The organism is Sphingomonas sp. CFBP 13714, assembly GCF_014842205.1.
GTDB classification, from domain to species: Bacteria; Pseudomonadota; Alphaproteobacteria; order Sphingomonadales; family Sphingomonadaceae; genus Sphingomonas; species Sphingomonas aerolata.
On sequence record NZ_JACYVG010000005.1, the window covers coordinates 336715 to 358117 of the forward strand.

Below are 21403 nucleotides of genomic sequence, written 5' to 3' on the forward strand. Positions count from 1 at the left end.
GATGACATTTGCCGCCGCCACGCAGCCTGCCATTCCCCATGAAACGCTCGATCACTGGCTCGGCGATTTCCGCGACCGCTTCAACGCCAATGTCCGTGCGGCGAAGCTGACGGCGGGCTGGAACCGCCGTCTGCTCGTCGACGCGACCGACACCGCGCGCAGCGTCGTGCTGACGGTGACCGGCACCCGCGTCACCGATATCCGCGACGGAACCGAGGGCACCGGCGACACCCCGTTCGTGACGCTGAGCGGCGAGGAGCGGACGCTGATCGAGATCTTCGCGGGCCGCTACAATCCGTCCTCGGCAGTGATCGACGGACAGCTCGAAGTCTATTCGGACGCGCGCGACAAGGTGAAGCTCGAGGCGCTCGCCATGGTCATCTGGGGGCTGTGATGGCGACTGGCCTGTCCTCTCGCGGCGAGTGGCTGTTCTATGTCGCGGTCGGCGCGGGGATGGCGCTCAGCAATTCGGCGTTCGCGATGGTCTCGGGGCTGTTCGCGGTGACCGGCACCGGCCCGGCGCTGGTCGCGCTGCTGGTCGCCGGCGTGATCTGCACGGTGATCGGCGCAGCGATCAGCGAGCTGGCGAGCATGTGGCCCTCCTCGCCCGCGGTGATCACCTATTTCCGCGCGGCGTTCGGACCGGTCGCGGCGCTGGTGCTGGTCCACGCCTATCTGCTGTTCGTCGTGATGATCGCGGGGGTGGAGAGCTACGGCTTTGCGATGGTGGTGCAGGCCGCGCTGCCCGCCGTGCCACCGACGGTGTCGATCGTCGTCCTGATGTCCGTCGTCGTGCTGACGAACCTGCGCGGGCTCGACCTGCCCCGTCGCCTGCAGATCCTCACCGCGTTCGGGACGATGGCGGTGCTGCTTGTCACCGCCACGGCCGCGCTCTGGTTCCTGCCGGCACCGGCCGTCGCGTCGACGCGAGACCTGGCGACGACAGCCGCGCCCGCGGGCTGGGCGGGGCTGCCCGCGGCGACCGCGCTCGCGATCTTCATCTATACCGGCTTCGAATGGGTCACCCCGATCGGCCTGTCGCGGCAAGCCTATGCGCGGCGGGTCCCGATCGCGATGCTCGTCGCGATCGGGACGCTGCTCGTCACCTATGGCCTGTTCGTCGCCGCGCTCGGTACAAGGCTGCCGCACGGCCTGATCGCCACGAGTGCGACGCCGCAGGTGCCGCTGTTCACCGCGCTGCTGGGCAGCCCCGGCATTGCGCTCGCCGTGCTGGTCGGACTCGGCGCGATCGTCTCGACGTTCAACGCGGGCATCATGGGCGGCGCGCAACTGCTCCAGGCGCTCGCGCGCGAGGGATCGCTGCCGCGGTTCGTCGCGCGGGTACAGGTCGATACGGGCGCGCCGGTCGGTGCCGTGCTCGTGCTGGGCAGCCTCGGCCTGGTCGCCGCGCTGCTGATCGCGGCGTTCGACCTGTATCTCGTCGTCGGGCTGGTCGGGTCGGCGATCATCTGCCTGATCTATGCCGCCTATGTCGGCGCGGTCGAGCGTCTGCGCCGCTGTCGCCCCGAGCTCGCCCGGCCGTTCCGCAGCCGGTTACCGGGGGCGAGCCACTGGGCGGTGATCGTCCTGATGCCGCTGATCGCGGTGGCATCGCTGTTCACCGTGCCCGCGATCGTGCCGCAGGCCATCGCCGGCGTCGCCGTCGCGATCCTGCTCGTCGCAGTGCTCACGCTCTATTCTCGGAGGTCGCAGGAGCAGGCGGCGGTCCGCGCGCCTGTCGGTGCGGCCCGGTGACGACGCCGTCGTCCGCCCTGTCCACGCCCCGGCATGCGCGCGTCGCGGTCAGCGACGGCGCGATCGTCGCGGACTGGGCGGCTGCGACCTGCGTCATGCCGGAGCGCGGGTTTATTGACCTGTGGCTGTACGATCTGCCCGCCGCCCCGGCGCCCGACACCGGCGCGACCGATACGCACACCACCCGCGCCAGCCGCGCCCGGCTCGAGCTGCGCGGCCTGCTGGCGCGCGCGCTCGGCCAGTCCGCCGACGCGGTCGAGATCGTGTCGGGCGCGCGCGGCAAACCGAGCATCCGGTCGCGCGGATCGGTGCCGCTCTACTTCAACACCAGCCGGAGCGGTGTGATCGCGCTGACCGCGCTCGCCCGTGACACCGAACTCGGCGTCGATATCGAATGCCACGGGCCTGACCGCGCGCCGTTCCTGTGCCGCGATCACGCACTCCCCGATGCCGAGGTGACGCGCCGCTGGACCCGCCACGAGGCGCTGGTGAAGGGCACGGGGTTCGGCCTGTCGGTCCGCGCCCAGTCGCCATTCGCCCTGTCCGCCAGCGCTGGCACGCTGCAGTTCGGCGGCACGCGCTGGACATGGCGCGACCTGCGCCTGCCCGATGGCATCGCCGCCGACGCGGCGCTCGCCTTTTGCCCCGTGGAGGAGACCGGCCGATGTGGATGAAGCACCCTCAGGTCCAGCGCATCGTCGGGCGCAGCCGGCTGCTCCGCCGCGGTGCGATCGGGCTCGCCTCGGCGATCGAGTCGTTGTCGCTGCGGGGGCACAAGCGGGGCGACACGCTCGCGCTGATCCGCCGGAGCAAACGCGGCCGTGAGTCGCTGCTGACCGCGAACGAGTCGTTCACGCTGTACGGCATCGCGCATGCGCAGGCCGCGCTCGATGGCGATCTGGCCGAGTTCGGCGTGTTCGAAGGGACGTCCGCGTCGCTGATCGCCGCCGCGGCGCCGGGGCGGGCGCTGCATCTGTTCGACAGCTTCGCCGGGCTTCCCGAACCCCGTGCGGACGAACGCGAAGTCCTGCAGCGGGGTCAGTTCGAGGCCAGCCTGCCGCGGGTGCGCGCGCGGCTTGCCGATCTCGACATGGTCCGGTTTCATCCCGGCGCGTTCCCCGCCTCGACCACCGGGCTCGACGCGCTGCGCTTCAGCTTCGTGCATCTCGACGTCGATCTCTATGAAAGCACGCTGGCCGGGCTCGCCTTCTTCTATCCCCGGATGGTGCGCGGCGGGATCATCCTGTCGCACGATTATTCGATGCTGCCCGGGGTCGAGCGCGCCTTTGCCGATTTCCTCGCGACACGACCCGAACGACCGATCGAATTGCCGAGCACGCAGGCGATGATCGTCTGCCGCGGCGTGCCCGAGACTCCGGCTGTGGCGGCGGTCCCCCCGGACGGCGCCGGGGCAGGGCGTCTGGCCGTCCATTCGGCCGCCACCCGGCGTGGCGCGGCGGCGTGAGATGACGATCCTGTCCATCCTCGCCGCCCTCCTGCTTGGCGGGATGCTGCTGTGGCTCGCGGTCAGCCAATGGTACATGCACCGCCGGCGCGCGTGCGAATGTACGCTCATCACCTATCTCGCCGGTCTCTACGCGCGCTTCGGCATCGATGCGGCGCCCAATGGCTTTGCGCGCGAATATCTCAGGACCGCGGACGGCGTGTGCCTCGCGCTCTATGTGCTGCAGGGCGCGCCCGATGCGCCGGTCTATGTCTTCATGCCGGGGACCGCGGCCTATGCGCAGCTCTACGCGCAGCTGCTCGTCGACCTGCATCGCCGCGGCTGCACGGTGGTCGCCTATGATCCGCGCGGTCACGGCCGGAGCGGACGCTGGCGCGGCTATTTCACCGTGACGCAGGCGATCGACGATGCGCGCGCCGTCTGCGCCTGGGCGCATGCGCGCTTTGGTCGCAAGGTGGTCTTCTCGGGCAGCAGCCAGGGCGGGGTGATCGGCCTGTACGTCGCGGCCACCGACGATCCCGCGGTCGCCACCGTCGTCTGTCACAATATCGCCTGGCTCGACGGGAACACGATCCGCCAGATCGCGATCCTGAAGCCACCCCGGTGGCTCGTGCCGTTCCTGTGCCGGCTGTTTTTGCGGCTGCGTGCCTGGTCGATCCCCGTCACCTGGTACCTGCCGTTCGACAAGCTGAAGCTGCCCGGCGGCGGCTCGGCGATGGAGCTCATGCGCACCGATCCGCTGGTCACGCTCGCCTACGGCCTCGGGGCGATCTCGACCCTCGCCAAGACCGACCTCGCACGGCCGCTCGACCGGATCACGACGCCGCTGATGCTGATCTCGTCACGCGGCGACGAAGTCTTCCCGGTCGCCTATGAACAGCATCTGTTCGACCAGCTTACCTGTCAGAAGCGCTTCCTGCTGCTCGGCGACCTGGCGCATCTGATGATCCTCAAGCCGCCCCCCGAACTCATCGACGCGGTCGTGGACTGGATCCGCGTCCATGCCCCCGGCCGCTGGCCCGCCAATCTGCAGGCCGCGGGCGACTCCTCCACCAGCCACCCCTCGGGGTCGAACTGAAAGCGCGCATCATGCCCGTCCGCCACTCCGTGCCCGCGTTCCTCGCCGCACTGGCGGTGATGCTTGTCTATGTCACCAGCAAGGCCTTGGTCGCCGGCGATTTCTGGTTTCACGGCATCGCGCGGTGGGAACTGCTGTTCCGGCCCTTTCCGGATTGGGGCAGCGGTGCCGCGCTCTATGGTGCGCTGTTGCCGGCGAAATGGCTCGGCACGCGGACCGCGATGCACGCGATCGGGTTTCTCGCCACCGTGATCGTCGCGCTGTGTCTGCGTGCCTATCGTCTGCCGGCCTATTTTGCCTGCGAGGCGGCGCTGATCGAGACGATCGATGCCGTCTGGCTGAGCCGCGGGCAGGCGGTGGGCTGGGCACCGCCGGTATCGAGCGGCGCGATGATCGTCAGTGTCGGCTGGGTGGTCGCGCTGCTCGCGGCGGCATGGGTGTTCGCCGGCCAGTCGGGCAGCCCCGCCCGCGCGACGCCGACAGCGCCGATCCCGCCACGGCCAAGCGCGGCAGGCCGCTGGATCGACCGCCATTTCGTGATCGTCTGCTATGTCGTCACGCTCGCCTATGCCGGGATGAAGCTGCTGTTCGCCTATTGGTGGTGGTTCGACAGCACCGGCTTCTGGATGGCGGCGTTCCGGCCGTTTCCGGACTGGGGGACGGGGTCGGCGCTGTTCGGGGCGATCCTGCCCGCGCGGTGGATCGGCACGCGCAACCTCGCTTACGGGCTGTTCCTGCTGTTCGGCCTGTGGCTCGCGGTCCGGCGCGGCGAGCCCCGGATGCTCGCGATCCTGCTGCTCCAGGGGGCGCTGATCGAGGGTTTTGACGGCCTGTGGCTCGCCAATGGCAAGTTCAACTGGCTCTGGACCGGCCAGAATACCGACTTCTACATGCGCGGCGGTTTCCTGTGGGTCCCCGACCTGCTGCTGGTCGGCATCTACATGATGACCCGGCTCCCTGGGCGCCGAGCCTGACGCGCCGCGGTCATCCCGCCGGCTTGGCGTGCGCGGCGTCCTGGTGTGCGATATAGCTGTCGAGCGCGCTCGCAGCATTCAGCATATGCGCGCGCATCCGCCGCGCCGCCTCGTCGCCATCGCCCTCGGCGATCGCGCGCATCACCGCGTCATGCTCGGCGCGCGAGCTGGCGAGGCGGCGGTCCTGGCGCAGCTGCATCCGGCGGAAGGCGTTGAGCCGCGTGCGCACCGCGATCGCCTGGTCGGCGAGGAAGTCGTTGTGCGCCGCGCGGTAGATCGCCTCGTGAAACTCGCGGTTGAGCGCGTCATAGGCGTCGACATCACCCGCCACGACCGCCGCCTCGCTCGCCTCATGGACCCGCAGCAGACGGCTGCGTTCGAGCGGCGTGATCCGGTAGGTGGCGAGCCGGACGCACACCGCCTCGAGCTCCGCCATCGTCTCGAACATGTCCATCACCTCCTCGGCGGTGACATGACGGACGATGACGCCGCGGCGCGGGCGGACCTCGACCATCCCGCTGGTCGCGAGCTGCCGCAGCGCCTCGCGGACGGGCGTGCGCGACGCGCCGTAGCGGTCGGCCAGTTGCTGTTCGTCGAGCATCGTGCCCGGCGCGAGCTCGCCCGACGAGATCGCGTCGGTCAGCGCGTTGCGGATCCGGTCGGACAGCAGCCCCGTGTCTTCGCTCTCGATATCCGCCACGCTGTCAGCCCCCCACGATCGCGCGGACGATCAGATAGAGGATCGACGGCGCCACCAGGCACCCTAGCCCGGTATGGAAGGTCGCGGTCAAGGCACCATAGGGCACGAGCCGGCGATCGGTCGCGGCGAGCCCGCCCGACACGCCGCTGACCGTCCCCATCAGCCCGCCGAACACCATCGCGCTGCGCGGGTTGTTGAGCCCGATCAGCCCTGCGACCAACGGCGTGCCGACCATCACCATCACTGCCTTGAACACGCCCGTCGCGATCGACAGCGCGATGACGGGCGAGCTTGCCCCGATCGCAGCACCCGTGACCGGCCCGACGATATAGGTGACCGCGCCCGCGCCGATCGTCGTCATCGACACCGCATCGGTATAGCCGAACGACGCCGCGACCAGCGCGCCGACGATGAACGGCAGGATCGTGCCGAGCAGCAGCGCGACGACGCCGATCAGCCCCGCCTTCTTCGCCTGTTCGACATCGACCTCGCACGCGGTCGCGACGATCGCGAAGTCGCGCAGCATCGCGCCGCCCATCAGCCCGATCCCCGCAAGCATCGGCAGGTCGGCGAGCCCCTTGTGCCCGCCCGTCGCGATCCCGCCCCAGAAGGCGAGTGCGAGGCCGATCAGGATCGCGATCGCCGAGCCGTGGACCCGGCCCATCGTCAGCTTGGCGGACAGGATGTTCGACAGCCACATGACGATGCCGACGACCGCAAACGCGGTGAGCAGCGCATTGGCGGTCAGGACCTTGGTGATCATTTCCATGCGTTCGGTCCTTAGCGCGGGGTGATCGGGGCGGGGGATCCGGCGGCGATCGCCATCTCGGCTTCACGCGACTCGCGCGCCTCGATCTCGTCCATCGTCTCGGGCGTGCCCGACAACCGGCTGATGATCGCGACCGCGCTGAAGCACAGCAGCAGCGCGCCGACGCCCGCGATCAGCACGATCGGGCCGCCCTCGACCGCGGCGACGACATCCTGCTGCGCCGCCATCGCGACGACGATCGGGATATAGAGCGCGCCCCAGAAGCCGATCCCGCGTGACACGCCTTCATTGTAGCGACCGCGCGTCTTCAGCCACATCCGCGCGGCAATCAGCAGGATCATCGCGATGCCGACTCCGCCGACATTGGCCTTCACGCCGAGCAGCACGCCAAGGCCTTCGCCCAGCAATTGCCCTATCAGCGTACAGATCGCGAGCAGCGCGACTCCGGCGATCATGCGCCGCGTCCCGCATCTGCGGCGGCAACGGGTAGGGACTCGCTCATGGCATATCCTCTCAATGTATTCGATCTGGCGTCTTATACGCCGTTAAGTATGCACAGGGTTGCCTTTGGAGCAATAGCGAATACAAGAGGGTCAGAATAAGCGTCAGGAGGCGATGCGGTGCGGCAATGGAATACGCGCAAGCAGATGCGCGAGGAGCGGATCGCGGCGGGCCGGGGCTTTGCCACCGGCAAGCTGGTCGATCCCGAAACGCTCGTCGACTTTCTCGAAGCGGTGCTCAGGCCCGGCGACCGGGTCTGCTTGGAGGGTGACAACCAGAAACAGGCGGATGTGCTGGCCAGGGGGCTGGCCGCGATGGACCCGGCGCGGATCCACGACCTGCACATGGTGCAGTCTGGCGTCGTCCTGCCCGAGCATCTCGACGTGTTCGACAGCGGGATCGCGAAGCGGCTCGACTTCTCCTACTCCGGCCCGCAATCGGCACGGATCGCGAAGATGCTGTTCGGCGGCAAGATCGAGCTCGGCGCGATCCACACCTATCTCGAACTGTTCGCGCGCTATTTCGTCGATCTGACGCCGCAGGTCGCGCTGATCGCTGCGGTCAGCGCGGACCGTCACGGCAATCTCTATACAGGCCCCAATACCGAGGACACGCCGACCGTGGTCGAGGCGACGAGCTTCGGCAGCGGTCTGGTGATCGCGCAGGTCGGCGAGATCGTCGATACGCTGCCGCGCGTCGACATCCCCGGCGACCAGGTCCATTTCGTGCTCGACGCAGGGCGCCCCTTCTATGTCGAGCCGCTGTTCACGCGCGATCCCGCGGCGATGACCGAGACTCAGATCCTCACCGCGATGCTGGCGATCAAGGGGCTGTATCAGCCCTACGGCGTGCGCCGGCTGAACCACGGCATCGGCTTCAACACCGCGGCGATCGAGCTGCTGCTGCCGACCTATGGCGAGAAGCTCGGGCTGAAGGGCAAGATCTGCACGCACTGGGCGCTCAACCCGCACCCGACGCTGATTCCCGCGATCGAGGCGGGGTGGGTCGAGCAGGTCCATTGCTTCGGCTCCGAAGTCGGCATGGAGGATTATCTCGCCGCGCGGCCCGACATCTTCTTCACCGGCCCCGACGGCTCGCTCCGCTCGAACCGTGCCTTCAGCCAGACCGCGGGGCTGTATGCCTGCGACATGTTCATCGGCTCCACGCTGCAGATCGATCTTGCCGGGCACAGCTCGACGATCACCGCAAACCGCATCGCCGGCTTTGGCGGCGCGCCCAACATGGGGTCGGACGCGCGTGGCCGGCGCCATCCCAGCGCACCCTGGCTGCAAGCCGGCGCGGAGGCCGATCCCGACACCGCGGCACCGCTGCGGCGCGGCCGCAAACTCGTCGTGCAGATCGGTGAGACGTTCGGCGAGGGTAACGCACCGCTGTTCGTCGAAAAGCTCGGCGCGCTCGAACTCGCCGAAAAGCTCGATCTCGATCTCGCACCGATCATGGTCTATGCCGACGACACGACGCACATCGTCACCGAAGAGGGCATCGCCAACCTGCTGCTCTGCCGCGATGCGGATGAGCGCGAACAGGCGATCCGCGGCGTGGCGGGCTTTACCGAGATCGGCCGCGGCCGCGACAAGGCGATGGTCGAACGGCTGCGCGAACGGAAGATCATCCAGCGGCCCGAGGATCTCGGCATCGACCCGCTCGACGCGAACCGCAACATGCTGGCCGCGCGTTCGATCAAGGACCTGATGCTCGCCTCGGGCGGGCTCTACCGGCCGCCGAGCCGGTTCCGGAACTGGTAGGGGATAGAAGCATGGAAATCCTGCATTTCGATATCGCCGCGCCCGTGCCCGCGGGCGGCACGCGCGCGATGGCGCTGGTCGGCGTGGTCGCGTCGGGCAATCTGGAAGTGCTGGTCGAGCGCGGCGACGCAGCCGATCGGTGCGCGATCGAGATCTGCACTGCGGCGCACGGCTTTCGCGACCTGTGGGACGCGGTGGTCGCCGATTTCGTCGGCCGGCGCGCCGCCGGCGGCCTGCGGATCGCGATCAACGATGGTGGCGCGCGACCCGATACGGTGTCGCTGCGCCTCGCCCAGGCCGTCCGCATGATCGAGGAGCCCGAAGCATGAGCAACCTTTATCAGAGCTGGTACGAGGCGGGCGCGCGCGAGCGGATCGCGGCGCTGGTCGATGCCGGCAGCTTCACCGAATATGTCGGCCCCGAGCGGCGCGAGACCAGCCCGCATCTCGGCATCTTCGACCTGCCCGCGCAGTTTGACGACGGCATCGTCGTCGGCGCCGCGACCGTCGACGGCACGCCGATCATGATCGCCGCGCAGGAGGGCCGCTTCATGGGCGGCGCGTTCGGCGAGGTCCACGGCGCCAAGCTCACCGGCCTGCTCCGCGCCGCCAAAGCCCTCGACCGCGATGTGGTGATCGCGTTCGACACCGGCGGCGTCCGTCTGCAGGAGGCCAATGCCGGCGAGATCGCGATCGCCGAGATCATGCGCGCGGTCACCGAGGCGCGGATCGCGGGCGTGCGCGTCGTCGGGCTGATCGGCGGCCGCGCGGGCTGCTATGGCGGTGGCGGGCTGATCGCCGGCTGCTGCTCGACGCTGATCATATCCGAACAGGGCCGGATCAGCGTCACTGGCCCCGAGGTGATCGAGACCAACAAGGGCGTCGAGGAATTCGACTCGCGCGATCGTGCGCTGGTCTGGCGGACGATGGGCGGCAAGCACCGGACGCTGATCGGCGGCGCGGACCTGTTCGTCGACGACGATGCCGCGGCGTTCCGCGCGGCAATGCTCGCGGCGCTCGTGCGACCAGCCAGGGCGGGTTCCGTCCGGAACGCCGCCCCCCTCCCGTTTGGGAGAGGGGGGCGACCCGGTCTCGATCTGGCCACTCTGGACGCGGAACAGGACCGCCTCGAACGCCGCATCGCCCGGTTCGGTGACGCCGCCGACGCCACCGACATCTGGCGCACGCTCGGCATCGATGACCCGCAGGCGATACCCGACATGCCTTCCGCCGCCTTCGCGACCCTTGCCGCCCAGTATCGGGAGAGCGCCGATGACGCCCGCTGAGATCCTCGATTCGCTGTTTCCGGCCGGCCATGATGTCACCGCGGAGGGCGACCTGCTGTTCGGTCGCGGCACGTCGCCCGACGGACGGGTCGTGCATGTCATCGGCGCCACCGCCCGCGCGCCGATCGGCATCGACCAGGCGATCCGCCTGTCCGCCGCGGTGCTCGCGATCGCACGCAGCGACGACGGAGCGCCGATCCTCTTCCTCGTCGACAGCGCGAGCCAGCGGATGAGCCGGCGCGACGAACTGCTCGGCCTCAGCGAATATCTCGCGCACCTCGCCAAGTCGCTGCTGCTCGCCGAGGCGCGTGGCCACCGCACGATCGGCCTGCTCTATGGCGGCAGCGCGGCCGGCGCGTTCATCGCCACCGCGCTCGCCTGCGACACGCTCGTCGCGCTGCCCGGCGCGCATCCCGAAGTGATGGACCTCGCCTCGATGGCGCGCGTCACCAAGCTGTCGATCGATCTGCTCGAGGACAAGGCAAAGACGACCCCGGTTTTCGCCCCCGGCCTCGACAATCTGGTCAGCGTCGGCGGCGTCGCCGAGGTCTGGGATCCGCAGCGCAGCCTCGCCGATCAGCTCGCGACGCTGCTCGCCAGGCCGCGCGATCACGATGCGCGCGCGACGCTCGGGGCCGAGCGCAAGGGCCGGCCCAAGGCCGCGGCGATCGCGGACGAGGTGGATATGGCAGCGCGGCGCTGATGCGGTTCGACCGACATCGGCTGGTCTGGATCGACCCGCAGCGCTGGCCCGCCATCCTCGCCGCGCACGGGCTCGCCAACGCCCCGGCGCTGCTGGCCGATTGGGCCAGGGACGACCGCCCGCTGATCGCGCGACGGCCGGTCGTCGGCGAACTGCCGTGCCTGGTCCCACTCGGGTTGCCGCTGCCGCCCTCGATCGGCAAGCAACGGCTCGCCTTTGCCGTGCCCCCCGACGCGATCCGGGCCGACGCCCCGCCGCCGCTGCTGCGCGATGCGGCGGCGGCGGCACCCCCCGCCTGGCAGGACAGCATCGCCGCGCTCGTCACGCTCGACCCGGACACGCGCTGTTTCGGCAGCCTCGCCTGGGCGCATCTGACAGGACTGGCCTATCTGTCGCCGGGTTCGGATCTCGACCTGCTCTGGACGGTGGCGGATGACCACGCCGCGACCGCACGTGCTCGCGCGCTTCTGACGATCGGAGCGACCGCACCGATGCGGATCGACGGCGAACTGCTCACCCCCCAAGGCCATGCGGTGCAATGGCGCGAATGGGCATCGGACGCACCCGACTTGCTCGTCAAGGCGGCGGACACCAACAGTGTGACCCCGCGCGCGTCGGTGTTCGCATGACCGCGCTCGTCGCGACGACACCCGCGGTCGACACCGACGCGATCGGCCACGCTGCCGCGCTGTGCCTCCGTCGCGAGATCGCGACCTATCCCAAGCCCGGCCTCGTCAGCCCGGTGGATCCGGGCGCGCATGACGACATGGATGCGGCGATGATGAACCGCAGCGCCGACGCGCTCGCCCCCTATCTTGCCGCGCTGGCCCAGGCGGGGGCTGCGGGGGCAGGGATGGACCGGCTGCGCGCGATCGGGATCGCGGCGGAGGCGGCGATGATGGTCGCGACGGGCGGCGTGAACACGCATCGCGGCGCGATCTTCGGCATGGGCCTGCTCTGCGCCGCTGCGGGGTTCCGCCAGCGCTATGGCATCGCCGCGCCGCTCGGGACGATCGTCGCGCAGCACTGGGGCGCCGAGATCCTGCGCGGGCCCGTCGCGCTGCACAGTCATGGCACCACGGTCGCGCGCCGCCATGCCGCGGGCGGTGCACGCGCCGAGGCCGCCGCCGGCTTCCCCGCGCTCTACGCCACCGCCTTGCCCGCGCTCGCCACCGCGCGGCGCCTGCGGCCCGACGACCGGAACGCGCAGGCGGTGCAGGTCCTGATGGCGCTGATCGTCGGCGTCGCGGACACCAATCTCCTCTATCGCGGCGGCCCGTCCGGCCTGACCTTCGCGCAGGGCGAGGCCCGCGCCTTCCTCGCAGCCGGGGGCATTGCCGCGGCGGACTGGCGCGCGCGCGCGATCGCGGTCCATCACCGCTTCGTCGCCCGGCGGCTCAGTCCGGGGGGCTGTGCGGATCTGCTGGCGATGACGTTCTTCGCCGCGGCGCATGACGCGTGACGCTCGCTTTGCTCTGCTCGGGGCAGGGGCGGCAGGACCGCGCGATGTTCGACCTGTTCGTCGACCAACCCGCCGCCGCGCCGATCCTCGCCGCGGCCACCGCGATCCTCGGACAGGACGTCCATCAGCTCGTCCGGACCGCCGCGGACGACCGGCTCCACGCCAATGCGACGAGCCAGATCCTCTGCGTCGCGCGCGGGCTGGCGGCGGCGGCGTGTCTCGAACCGATCGGTCCGGCGCTTGTCGCGGGCTATAGCGTCGGCGAGATGACCGCCTGGGGTATCGCCGGCCTGTGGTCGCCCGCCGCCACGCTGCGGCTCACCGCGGCGCGAGCGGCGGCGATGGACGCGGCCGGCGGCGCGGAGGATGGCCTAGGCTTCGTCCGCGGCCTGCCGCGCGCGGCGGTCGAGGCGCTGGTCGCACGGTTCGACTGCGGCATCGCGATCGTCAATCCCGGCCTGCTGTTCGTGATCGGCGGCACCCGCGCGCAGGTCGCCGCCTGTTGCAACGCCGCACTGTCGGAGGGTGCGTTGACTGCCCGCCCGATCACGGTCCGCGTCGCGTCGCACACCCGTCGCCTTTCCGCTGCGGTCGCCCCGTTCCACGCCGCGCTGCTCGAAGCCCAGCCCGCACGGCCGATCCGGGGTCGCACGCTGATTGGCGCAACTGACGCCACGATCGTCCGCGGCGCCGCCGGAATCGCAGGACTTGCGGCACAGCTCGACACGACGATCGACTGGGCCGCCACGCTCGAGGCGCTGGTCGAACGCGGCGTCGACCGCCTGCTCGAACTCGGCCCCGGCACCGCGCTCGCCGACATGGTCCGCGCCGCCTATCCCACGCTCGACGTCCGCGCAGTCGACGACTTCCGCAGCCTCGCCGGAATCACCGCCTGGATCACCCGCTGAACGTCGGGGGAGACAAGGAGAGGGTGTCGTTCGATGGGACGGGCGGTGATGCCAACCCTTTGTTAGCTATTGCTTTATATCGTCACAGGCCGGGCAAACGGACGCTTAGGCTCCCTATCTGCTCGATTGGGCACATAGGGCTAGGATATGATATGTCGATCTCGTTCTACATCATGGCGGATAAGCCGGAAAATGAACGCGAACGCGAAAGGGCCATTGCGACAAGCAATCTCATCGCAAGTCCGCATGTCGGCAGATTCCGGCCGATATTGGATGCTGTCCGCGATACCCTGAAGGCGAAGTCCGCAGCCATCACCATCGTCTATCAGGACTCGACTTACGTATTGTCCGCAGCGGGTTTCGAGGCCGGCATCTATAAGAGGTCTACGTCCTTCTGTGCGCATGCCATTCTATCCCCCGACGAACTGACGATCGTTCCGGACGCCGGCGCAGACGAGCGTTTCGCCGGCAACCCTTTCGTCGACACGATCGAGGGCATTCAATTTTATATCGGCGCGCCTCTGTGCGACGAAGACGGCACCGTACTCGGCGCATTGTGCGTCTTCGATGAAAAACCCCGTGACTTCGTCACGGACGACGACAGGGCGCGGATCATCGCGTTGAAGAAGGAAGCAGAGGCGATTGTCCATGCCATAAGCAAGCAGGCCGACGTCGATCGCGAAGGCGATAAGGAAGTCCAGTCTTCGATGCAAAGCCAGCGACCGTGATGGCCACGTGTGCGCAACGACGTAGACTGCCCGGACGTGCCTCGAAATGAATATGTATCGCAAAATCGCGAGCGATATCTCGCCGGCGCTGATCGAACGTCGTTGCGCATCCCGGCATCTCGTCAACCTGGGGGCGCTTCTGATCACCCCTCTGGGCGAAATGATACCCGCGACCGTGACGGGCGTCTCCACGCGTGGTTTTCGGGTGAAAGCGGATTATGGCGTGACGATCGGCCGATCGGTCGGCCTCGCCATTCCGGGCCTGCCGAGATATGTCGGGTGGGTCGCCTGGTCCTATCTCGGCGAATTTGGGCTGGAGGGTGCCCAGGAAATTACCGAGGACGCCGTCGAGCATATTGTCGCACTAGGCACCCCTTCGGCGATTATGTAGTCCAGCACGCTGCCTGATCCTCGACGCCCTTACTCTGGGACAAGATATCAGACGAAGATGACGCTGGACTGAAAGGCCGCCGACCAATGAAGGGCGGCGGCTCTATATGGGATGAACTGTCATCGAGATCAGGCGTAAGCAGTACCTGTGACGACTTTACCGATGCGCCGGCGGAGCCCGAGGCCGACTCCCCCGAAGCCGACAAGCATCATGAACCACGTTGCCGGCTCTGGAACCGCGCCGATCGAAACGGTCGCATTCTCAGGTGCAAAATCCGTAATCTGGTTGACGTTACCCACACCGTTTCGGGGCCAGAGATTAAACCCATATTGCGTTGGCCCAAAGCCCGTGCTCGGCAGCAAGGCGAGCGGAACCCGCGCTGTCAGCATGTTTCCAGCGATGGAAATACCAGCTGGGTCCAAGGCGTTTGGACCGACCGATCCGGTGCCGTTCTTCTGTATCACAATGGCCTGATTGAAGATCACATCGGGTTGACCGATCGAGGCAAAAGGTCTGGCGATGCCTGTACCGGTGTTGACGCCGAAAATGTACAGACCCGCCGTCTGCGGATCGATATCCCCGGCAAAAGTGACGCCTAGCGTGAAGAATTGCGACATACTGTCGTAATTGACCGAGAAGCCTGTGACGTCGAGATCTGCAAAACGTGGACCCGCAGTATATGACGGAATGAAGTCGTCGGTCGGATCCATGATTGATACAGCTGCAGCGGGTGTCGCACAAATTGCCGTAAATCCAAGCATTCCGACTATGATTGCCTTGTTTATCATGGGACTATCCTCGAAATTCGGCAACCAGCGTCGCCATTCTTTCCTTATCATACTCCGGAATTCTCGACGATAATCCTAATGGCTTAAGACGCACTACTCCAATCGGATTATAGGAGACCTCCGCATATTCTTGGATTCGTCGGTTATTTGATGCGGAATTCCCTGAGCAAGCCGCGGGAGTGGTCCAGGTTCCCCTACCGATCGGGAAAGGTGCAGGTGCTCCACTTCCCGACGGAAGTTTTCCAGCCCGATCGTGACGGATGCGGTGTCGCAACTGGCGGCGGGCGCTGCGCCTCATGATCTTACGGATGAAAAGCGCCATCGGACATGCATGATCGTGATCGATGACCAGAAACCGCATCGCGTCTGGCCATGCAGCCGAAGGTGCAGGCTGAAGCTCTGAACGTCGCGGCGAACGAAGGGAGGGTGCTCATCGACGGACCCGGCCTTGCCGCCACGCGCGGCATAGAGGCGGCGTCCGTCCCTTCCGATCAACTGGTTGGTAGGTGCAGGTCGGCCCGTCGTCAGTCGCTCGACGCGCGCGGTCGGCTCCCCGGTCGAGCCCGTCCTCTTCCGGATAGAAAGCGTGTGGATCCTAACCCAGTTCCCGCTTCATACGTGTTTGAGCTTGTGAGCGGCGTACCCGAGAACGAGAAAAGCTGCGACGGAAGAGCCGGCCCAGCCCACCAGGATCATTACCATTGAAACACCCTCTGCTCCGCGGCGCGTTTCGCACCGTCATAGCGCGCAATAAGTCCTGTTTTTGTATGGTTAACAAGACACGAAGAGTGACCCAACAGTCATTTATTTGACGACGGGCTAGGCTGGCGACCGGGTGACGTCGAGGCCCCCCGAGCTGCTTCAATTTCCGAATCCTCGCGCGTTCTCGGACTGCGGGCAGCCGCAAACTGGTTGGGAATAATAGCGGAACGATGCAGCTCAGGTGCGATCCTGATTCGCTGCCCGGACGCGCCCGATGAGGATGTAACCCCTACGCATCCGACTGCCCGAGCACGCCAAGGAGCAGGCAGGAGCCTCGCTAGCCTCTCTACGATGATAGGGCGAGAGGTCGCCTAGATGAACCAGTTCGTCACGCGCGGTTCGCCGCGACGTCTGCCAGCGGAGGAACGCCGCCACCGCGCGATCGTCCTCAACGCCGACGAGCGGGCACTGGGCGCGCGCGATCATTGGTCACCGGGAAAGCCGCCGGATCCTGTCAGATCGCGCGAGACAAGGCGTTGCCGCGCATCAGGTGCGGCTCCGCCCGGGAGGTTTGGAAATCGCTGGCTGCATGCTCGGATGGCCTTGCGGGGAAATCGGGTGCGGGCAATCTGAATTTACCCCCTGAGCCGCCCCCGGAACGCCTGATCGGCGACAGGTAGTCATGGAACGCCTGACAAGAAAACCGCGGAGAAGTGGCGCATTGCTGCGGCTTATTGCGGCGATATGGAGACTGTGATTTTGGAAATTGGTGGGCCCGGCACCTATCGAACTGACGCCCTTACAAAGCTCGTGGCGGGGGGCATTATACCCCCAAGAATCCCCCACGTGCAGTGGGGTGTATTTCATGAGCGTCGAGATAGCCGCGACGGCGCCGTTTAAGCCCCGGTTCGGGATCAAGCCTATATGGCCTTACCTCGCGGATCCAATCCGGGGGCCGGCTATCATTGCCCGATTCTGGTCTAACGTCGCCCGCCGCGGTGAAGGCGAGTGCTGGGATTGGACAGCATGCCGCGGCGGTAAAGGGCTGTACGGTCAGACGACGGTGGGAGGCGGCAGGATCCGCCGATCAAACCGGGTGGCATCGGCAATAGTTAACGGCGAAGACCCAGGCGAACGCGTCATCCGTCACACCTGCGACCGCGCGATCTGCTGCAACCCTGCGCATTTGGTGGCGGGAACCCACGAGGAAAACATGACTGACATGGTTGTGCGCGGCCGAACTGTCGGGAAGCCGCCGCTCCGTGCCAGCATGACGAAAGCGGCGGTTTGCGCGCGCAATGAGCGGCTTCTTTCGGCGCTCAATCAGATTGCGGCATCCGATTCCACTGCCAGGCGGCGGGCATTGCAGGAAATCGCCGCTGCATCTAACTCAGTGCGGCACGCCGGTCGTGGTCATTCGATAGACATCCCGGGTCTGCTGCGCGCCGTCAGCAGTTATCCCATCAAATTTGCGCCACGCCGCAGCCGAATTGCAGACGCGCGTTGCCATGAAAGAGCCCGTCGGCGTCATTGACCGGCAGATCTTCTTCTCTTGGGCTGGCGCCTCTACGGCCTTGGCAGGGGCTTCTGACGTTTGCGCCTTTACGCCAATGGGGGTGAGGATCAGCGCAACTGCAACGCGATATTTCATCGTTCGACTCCTGCAATTCGACCGAAAGTATACGATCGACCTTCGTATGCAAGAGCGTCACTGGGACTGACGTTTTCTGACCTAGCTAGCGCGCTGCTCCGCTCCAAACTCAAGGCTTCCCTCAACACGAGGCGAGCGATCTCGGTCATTGAGTATCGTCCTGCCGTGGATCAATACACGGAACGATGTGCCGCCATTGGTCGCTGATTGTTCTACGGGAGAATTGGCATGCTGCGTACCTTGCGTCCGGAAATTCTGAACGTCTCAGCGAACGAGGGGAGGGTGCTGATTGATGGGCCGGGCGTTGCTGTTACGCTCGACATCGAAGCGGCATCAGTCCTATCCGATCAGCTGCTCGCTGGGTGCACCTCGGCACGCCGGCAACAGCGTGACGCGATCGGTCAGGTGCCCCATTCAGATCCTTGCTCACCAGTATAGCTGGCAGCGGGTTGAGTCAGGCCGGCTTGGGTCCCGACTGAAAGTAACCTAGGTTGATCTTAACCTTGTATGCCGAACGCGAGCTTGGCTCCCAAGAATTCGCTTTGTAACAAACCGCCCCATGAACACGCCCTTTGGACACGACGCAGAAATATTGCGCTCCGCGATCGCTTGGGCGCTTCACGTCGCCGACGTATCTAACAATCCGCTTGTGGCCTCTTTCTTGGCCGATGCACTTCACCATGCCGAGAATGACGCCTACCGCTCTTGCGCGGCCACTGGCGCTATCTTGCCAGGGTTGAACGTGTTTGCAGTGTCTGCGGACAGTTCAGCTGGATCGGAAGTTCGGTAACCAGAATGCGAGTCCTCGTTCGGAAAGTCGATGCGATCAACAAAGGGCCGTCGCAGTAGTTCGGCGTAACGAACGCCTTTGATGGGCTATCTGGTAGGCGGGCGGTTTAAGACTGCGCACACCGCTATGCAAAAAGCAGTGGAACCTCTTGGCCTTGCTTTTTCGCAAATGCACCGATGAGAGTCCGGCAAAGGATATGACGCGGTCGTGAACACAAAAAATGCCCGGATCGGAAAGCCGGGCATTTTATGTTTCAGCCGTTGTAAGGGTCACCATTGGCCTAGTAACGCATTGCTTTGCGCCCTGCAGGATGCGTCAATGACGCCAATAGTGATCCCCAAGCTGATGGCAAAGTTAACCCCGAATGGGCTTGCCGATTGGCCAGTAGCGCATTTGAACCCCCAGATTTGAAAGTGCTTGTCTTTCGACAAGGGGATTTATGCATTGAATCTGTTTAGTAATTGCAACTCCATGCGGTTAAAGTGGATTAACTGAAAATTCTTGATGCCAATGCCGCCCGCGCGTTGCTGACTGCGGTATATGCGCCGGATCGACGCAGCTGCCCCACAATGCCGTTGATGAGGCCGTCACACTCTGGCACCGACCAATTTCGCTATCCTGCTGCGCGGCTTCCCAAAAGAGCACGAGGGGCCGGCGCTCGGGGCAGTGATGTCAGAGACAGCGCAGGGTTAGGCGGACCGCTGGTGTGTCTACGCGACCGTAAGCGGCCTCACTGAGCGCGGCTCTTATTGAATTTTCTGCATTGTCATTCCGTCGACGTTTGACCACTTAAACCCGACCCATGCGGTCCCTCGGTATCCGGACCATGGATCTGATCTGTGGCTGTGGGCGGCATAAGAAAGTCGACTTCGACCAGTTCGCGCCCGACCGTACGCTTAGGTGTCGGTCAACGGCGGTCGTCGCGCCACATCAATCCCTCCGCAGCCTCAATCGCGCTGGATTCAAATGAAAACAGCCGCCAACCTCGAAAGGTTGACGGCTGCCTTCACACGGCCGGACACTGGGACCGGCTGTGAAATCGGCTTAGGCGAATGCGATCTTCGCTTGGCGACGACGAACGCGCATCGACGAGCCGATACCGCCGATACCGAACAGCATGATTGCCCAGGTACCAGCCTCGGGAACTGCTGCCGTCGGCTCAAAGGTCGCGGTGCCGGCATAGGAGCCGTTACCACGCGAGAGGCCGTTCACGACGATCTGGTTCGTCGCACCTTTTGCGATCGCCACGTTGTTGATTTCGAAAAACTCGGCCTTGCCGACAACCGTCTTCGACGCTGCGAAGCCGTTGATGAACACCGACAGGATATCAAGATCGGTCGGGCTGAAGAACCGCGTCGTGCTCGTGCTGAGCGTACCGCTAGCCAGACCGGCCTGATCGATGATGAAATTGAAAGTATCTGTGAATGCACCACGCTTGATGCCCGCCCGGCCGAAATCTGCCGAAACGGTACCATTCTTTATATCGCCGCTGACGGTGAACTCCGGGTCGTTCGGAGTGAAGTTAACTGCTTGAGCCGCTGGGGCCATCGCAAATGCGGATACGAATGCCATTGTCGAAAGAAGTAAACGCTTCATGATGGTCCCTTTTTACGTGTTCCTTGGAAAAAAAGTAAAGGGGGCCATAAAGTTATGCAATTGCCTGAAAATGGCCACCACCCAACCATTGTGTGGTTTCGGGACAATCGTGCATCGTGAGCGGAGTGCGATGAGCGTCATGAAGTCGCGCGGCCGGATCGTTTGCATCCGGGGGCATTTTCCACGGTAGAAGCGTGCAATAGGCCCTGCTCAACCTTGGTTAACAAGACAAGAAGAATGACCTAAATCTCCAATAGTTGTTGACGGGCACACTGTTCTTTTAGCGACATTCAAGCCCCCCCGAGTTACGAGGTTTTCCGAACTATCCCGTGCCTCGTTCCGCCCGGCGATGGCAGGCAGGTTGAGAACAAAAAAGGAGCAGTATAGCTCGGGCGCTACCCTGATTCGTTGTTTGGATGCGCCCAATGAGAACGCAAACGCCGCGAGTTCGACTGCCGAGCTCGACAAAGAGCCAGGCAGGAGCCTCGCTAGCCTCTCTACGATGATAGGGCGTAACGCCGCCGATCTAAAGCGGTTCGTCAATCGCGGTTTGCCGCGACTTGCACCGCGGCGTGCGCTGCGGCGGGCATTGCCGCGATCATCGTCGCAAGGCCGCCCAGCATGATCATCGACACCCTCAAACCAGGTGCTTCCGCCGAAGCCGGAGCGGCTCCGCAAGCCGCAGAAATCCGGGCCGAATCATGACATCTGGGGGGCAGAAAATACCATTTGAAAAATACCCCCAAATATCCCGCACTCTCAGTTCGCCGTATGGAACGTGTGAGAAGGAAAACCCCCACAAACGACGCAATTCTGCGCATCCCTGACGAGGTAAGGTAGTGATAATTTTAGAAATTGGTGGGCCCGGCAGGAATCGAACCCGCAACCTAGCCGTTATGAGCGGCCAGCTCTAACCGTTGAGCTACAGGCCCCACCGCCGCCTGCGTTAGCGCAAGCGTTTCCAAAGAAAAAGGGTGCCAAAGAAAAAGGGCGCTCCCGAAGGAACGCCCTTTCCGACTCTAAAACGCTGTCGAGCGCAAGCGCCCGACAAGGTCTTAGTTCATGTTGTCGGTCTTCTCGTCGGCAGCATCGCGGACGTTGTCTGCTGCTGCGTTCATGTTGTCGGCTGCGTTCTCGAGCACGTCGGTTGCGACAGCGTTCGAGGTGTTGTCCGCCATGGCGTCCATGTTGTCAGCCTGCATTTCCATGTTGTCAGCCAGCATGTCCGCGTTGTTCTCAACTGCGGCGGCTTCTGGCGACTTGCTGCAGGCTGCGACGGACATCAGGCCGGCGGCAGCAGCGATCAGAACGATCTTCTTCATTCGAATGCTCCCAAGCATAGTTTCACTCGCGGCCGACCCGATTGCCGTCGCGAAGCCCCGTCAAATAGC

22 protein-coding genes and 1 tRNA gene are annotated in these 21403 nt (G+C 65.4%); 15 read left to right on the forward strand and 8 right to left on the reverse strand.

The window, feature by feature from the left end; translation table 11 throughout:
- Window position 1: 1 nt before the first annotated feature.
- The 6 genes from IFT54_RS13455 to IFT54_RS13480 are packed head-to-tail and all read left to right on the forward strand — an operon-like array spanning window position 2 to window position 5272.
- Window positions 2-394 (forward strand): SCP2 sterol-binding domain-containing protein, encoded by a 393-nt coding sequence (locus tag IFT54_RS13455; RefSeq protein WP_183936524.1) that lies wholly within the window; start codon window positions 2-4, stop codon window positions 392-394.
- Window positions 394-1755 (forward strand): APC family permease, encoded by a 1362-nt coding sequence (locus IFT54_RS13460; protein WP_192071020.1) that lies wholly within the window; start codon window positions 394-396, stop codon window positions 1753-1755. Before IFT54_RS13455 ends, IFT54_RS13460 begins: the two co-directional genes overlap by 1 nt.
- On the forward strand, window positions 1752-2429 hold the full coding sequence (locus IFT54_RS13465; RefSeq protein ID WP_192071021.1) for a 4'-phosphopantetheinyl transferase family protein: 678 nt from the start codon (window positions 1752-1754) through the stop codon (window positions 2427-2429). Before IFT54_RS13460 ends, IFT54_RS13465 begins: the two co-directional genes overlap by 4 nt.
- On the forward strand, window positions 2420-3220 hold the full coding sequence (locus IFT54_RS13470) for a TylF/MycF/NovP-related O-methyltransferase (protein WP_192071022.1): 801 nt from the start codon (window positions 2420-2422) through the stop codon (window positions 3218-3220). The genes IFT54_RS13465 and IFT54_RS13470 overlap by 10 nt, the downstream gene beginning before the upstream one ends.
- A gap of 1 nt (window position 3221) precedes the next feature.
- Window positions 3222-4298, forward strand: a complete 1077-nt coding sequence (locus IFT54_RS13475; RefSeq protein ID WP_192071023.1) for an alpha/beta hydrolase — start codon at window positions 3222-3224, stop codon at window positions 4296-4298.
- Window positions 4299-4309: 11 nt separating this feature from the next.
- Entirely contained in the window at window positions 4310-5272 is a 963-nt protein-coding gene (locus IFT54_RS13480; protein WP_192071024.1) for a hypothetical protein, read from the forward strand.
- Between the two features lie 10 nt (window positions 5273-5282).
- Here the strand turns inward: IFT54_RS13480 and IFT54_RS13485 are convergent, their stop codons facing one another.
- Genes IFT54_RS13485 through madL form a run of 3 tightly spaced genes read right to left on the reverse strand, consistent with a single transcriptional unit; the run spans window position 5283 to window position 7196 of the window.
- The gene (locus tag IFT54_RS13485; RefSeq protein ID WP_056408419.1) at window positions 5283-5972 is read right to left on the reverse strand and encodes a GntR family transcriptional regulator; all 690 of its coding nucleotides are present in this window, start codon (window positions 5970-5972) and stop codon (window positions 5283-5285) included.
- A 4-nt stretch (window positions 5973-5976) separates the two neighbouring features.
- The gene (gene madM, locus IFT54_RS13490; protein WP_056022622.1) at window positions 5977-6741 is read right to left on the reverse strand and encodes a malonate transporter subunit MadM; all 765 of its coding nucleotides are present in this window, start codon (window positions 6739-6741) and stop codon (window positions 5977-5979) included.
- 11 nt (window positions 6742-6752) lie between these two features.
- The gene (gene madL / locus IFT54_RS13495; RefSeq protein ID WP_107933815.1) at window positions 6753-7196 is read right to left on the reverse strand and encodes a malonate transporter subunit MadL; all 444 of its coding nucleotides are present in this window, start codon (window positions 7194-7196) and stop codon (window positions 6753-6755) included.
- Window positions 7197-7361: 165 nt separating this feature from the next.
- On the opposite strand from madL, the gene mdcA reads away from it, so the two are divergent.
- The 9 genes from mdcA (at window position 7362) to IFT54_RS13540 (ending at window position 14485) form a co-directional block, all read left to right on the forward strand.
- The gene (gene mdcA / locus IFT54_RS13500) at window positions 7362-9008 is read left to right on the forward strand and encodes a malonate decarboxylase subunit alpha (protein WP_192071025.1); all 1647 of its coding nucleotides are present in this window, start codon (window positions 7362-7364) and stop codon (window positions 9006-9008) included.
- 11 nt (window positions 9009-9019) lie between these two features.
- Window positions 9020-9337, forward strand: a complete 318-nt coding sequence (gene mdcC / locus IFT54_RS13505; protein WP_192071026.1) for a malonate decarboxylase acyl carrier protein — start codon at window positions 9020-9022, stop codon at window positions 9335-9337.
- Window positions 9334-10293 (forward strand): biotin-independent malonate decarboxylase subunit beta, encoded by a 960-nt coding sequence (locus tag IFT54_RS13510; protein ID WP_192071027.1) that lies wholly within the window; start codon window positions 9334-9336, stop codon window positions 10291-10293. Before mdcC ends, IFT54_RS13510 begins: the two co-directional genes overlap by 4 nt.
- Entirely contained in the window at window positions 10280-10996 is a 717-nt protein-coding gene (mdcE, locus tag IFT54_RS13515) for a biotin-independent malonate decarboxylase subunit gamma (protein ID WP_192071028.1), read from the forward strand. Before IFT54_RS13510 ends, mdcE begins: the two co-directional genes overlap by 14 nt.
- A complete protein-coding gene (mdcG, locus tag IFT54_RS13520) occupies window positions 10996-11625 on the forward strand; it encodes a malonate decarboxylase holo-[acyl-carrier-protein] synthase (RefSeq protein ID WP_192071029.1) in 630 nt (209 codons plus the stop codon). Before mdcE ends, mdcG begins: the two co-directional genes overlap by 1 nt.
- Window positions 11622-12458, forward strand: coding sequence for a triphosphoribosyl-dephospho-CoA synthase MdcB (mdcB, locus tag IFT54_RS13525; protein WP_197984673.1), 837 nt, complete (start codon window positions 11622-11624; stop codon window positions 12456-12458). Before mdcG ends, mdcB begins: the two co-directional genes overlap by 4 nt.
- Window positions 12455-13366, forward strand: coding sequence for an acyltransferase domain-containing protein (locus tag IFT54_RS13530; RefSeq protein ID WP_192071031.1), 912 nt, complete (start codon window positions 12455-12457; stop codon window positions 13364-13366). Before mdcB ends, IFT54_RS13530 begins: the two co-directional genes overlap by 4 nt.
- A gap of 152 nt (window positions 13367-13518) precedes the next feature.
- Window positions 13519-14094 carry a GAF domain-containing protein gene (locus tag IFT54_RS13535; protein ID WP_197984674.1) on the forward strand — a complete coding sequence of 192 codons (576 nt, stop codon included), beginning with the start codon at window positions 13519-13521 and terminating at the stop codon, window positions 14092-14094.
- Window positions 14095-14146: 52 nt separating this feature from the next.
- A complete protein-coding gene (locus IFT54_RS13540; protein ID WP_192071032.1) occupies window positions 14147-14485 on the forward strand; it encodes a hypothetical protein in 339 nt (112 codons plus the stop codon).
- A gap of 128 nt (window positions 14486-14613) precedes the next feature.
- Here IFT54_RS13540 and IFT54_RS20530 read toward each other — a convergent pair whose 3' ends face one another.
- From IFT54_RS20530 to IFT54_RS13565, 5 genes are all read right to left on the reverse strand, one after another.
- Window positions 14614-15273, reverse strand: a complete 660-nt coding sequence (locus IFT54_RS20530; protein ID WP_244648973.1) for a PEPxxWA-CTERM sorting domain-containing protein — start codon at window positions 15271-15273, stop codon at window positions 14614-14616.
- A 2092-nt stretch (window positions 15274-17365) separates the two neighbouring features.
- Window positions 17366-17626 carry a hypothetical protein gene (locus tag IFT54_RS20535; RefSeq protein WP_244648974.1) on the reverse strand — a complete coding sequence of 87 codons (261 nt, stop codon included), beginning with the start codon at window positions 17624-17626 and terminating at the stop codon, window positions 17366-17368.
- Window positions 17627-19460: 1834 nt separating this feature from the next.
- On the reverse strand, window positions 19461-20012 hold the full coding sequence (locus tag IFT54_RS13555; protein WP_192071034.1) for an FxDxF family PEP-CTERM protein: 552 nt from the start codon (window positions 20010-20012) through the stop codon (window positions 19461-19463).
- Window positions 20013-20868: 856 nt separating this feature from the next.
- Window positions 20869-20944 (reverse strand) — tRNA-Ile (locus IFT54_RS13560).
- A 123-nt stretch (window positions 20945-21067) separates the two neighbouring features.
- Window positions 21068-21334 carry a hypothetical protein gene (locus IFT54_RS13565; RefSeq protein WP_031393308.1) on the reverse strand — a complete coding sequence of 89 codons (267 nt, stop codon included), beginning with the start codon at window positions 21332-21334 and terminating at the stop codon, window positions 21068-21070.
- Window positions 21335-21403 lie beyond the last annotated feature (69 nt).

What these genes read in the sequence shown, in the direction of transcription:
- IFT54_RS13455 (WP_183936524.1), top strand. Translation starts at nt 2, where the DNA reads ATGACATTTGCCGCCGCCACGCAGCCTGCCATTCCCCATGAAACGCTC.
- IFT54_RS13460 (WP_192071020.1), top strand. Translation starts at nt 394, where the DNA reads ATGGCGACTGGCCTGTCCTCTCGCGGCGAGTGGCTGTTCTATGTCGCG.
- IFT54_RS13470 (WP_192071022.1), top strand. Translation starts at nt 2,420, where the DNA reads ATGTGGATGAAGCACCCTCAGGTCCAGCGCATCGTCGGGCGCAGCCGG.
- IFT54_RS13475 (WP_192071023.1), top strand. Translation starts at nt 3,222, where the DNA reads ATGACGATCCTGTCCATCCTCGCCGCCCTCCTGCTTGGCGGGATGCTG.
- IFT54_RS13480 (WP_192071024.1), top strand. Translation starts at nt 4,310, where the DNA reads ATGCCCGTCCGCCACTCCGTGCCCGCGTTCCTCGCCGCACTGGCGGTG.
- madM (WP_056022622.1), bottom strand. Translation starts at nt 6,741, where the DNA reads ATGGAAATGATCACCAAGGTCCTGACCGCCAATGCGCTGCTCACCGCG.
- madL (WP_107933815.1), bottom strand. Translation starts at nt 7,196, where the DNA reads ATGATCGCCGGAGTCGCGCTGCTCGCGATCTGTACGCTGATAGGGCAA.
- mdcC (WP_192071026.1), top strand. Translation starts at nt 9,020, where the DNA reads ATGGAAATCCTGCATTTCGATATCGCCGCGCCCGTGCCCGCGGGCGGC.
- IFT54_RS13510 (WP_192071027.1), top strand. Translation starts at nt 9,334, where the DNA reads ATGAGCAACCTTTATCAGAGCTGGTACGAGGCGGGCGCGCGCGAGCGG.
- mdcE (WP_192071028.1), top strand. Translation starts at nt 10,280, where the DNA reads ATGACGCCCGCTGAGATCCTCGATTCGCTGTTTCCGGCCGGCCATGAT.
- mdcG (WP_192071029.1), top strand. Translation starts at nt 10,996, where the DNA reads ATGCGGTTCGACCGACATCGGCTGGTCTGGATCGACCCGCAGCGCTGG.
- mdcB (WP_197984673.1), top strand. Translation starts at nt 11,622, where the DNA reads ATGACCGCGCTCGTCGCGACGACACCCGCGGTCGACACCGACGCGATC.
- IFT54_RS13535 (WP_197984674.1), top strand. Translation starts at nt 13,519, where the DNA reads ATGTCGATCTCGTTCTACATCATGGCGGATAAGCCGGAAAATGAACGC.
- IFT54_RS13540 (WP_192071032.1), top strand. Translation starts at nt 14,147, where the DNA reads ATGTATCGCAAAATCGCGAGCGATATCTCGCCGGCGCTGATCGAACGT.
- IFT54_RS20530 (WP_244648973.1), bottom strand. Translation starts at nt 15,273, where the DNA reads ATGATAAACAAGGCAATCATAGTCGGAATGCTTGGATTTACGGCAATT.
- IFT54_RS20535 (WP_244648974.1), bottom strand. Translation starts at nt 17,626, where the DNA reads ATGAAATATCGCGTTGCAGTTGCGCTGATCCTCACCCCCATTGGCGTA.
- IFT54_RS13555 (WP_192071034.1), bottom strand. Translation starts at nt 20,012, where the DNA reads ATGAAGCGTTTACTTCTTTCGACAATGGCATTCGTATCCGCATTTGCG.
- IFT54_RS13565 (WP_031393308.1), bottom strand. Translation starts at nt 21,334, where the DNA reads ATGAAGAAGATCGTTCTGATCGCTGCTGCCGCCGGCCTGATGTCCGTC.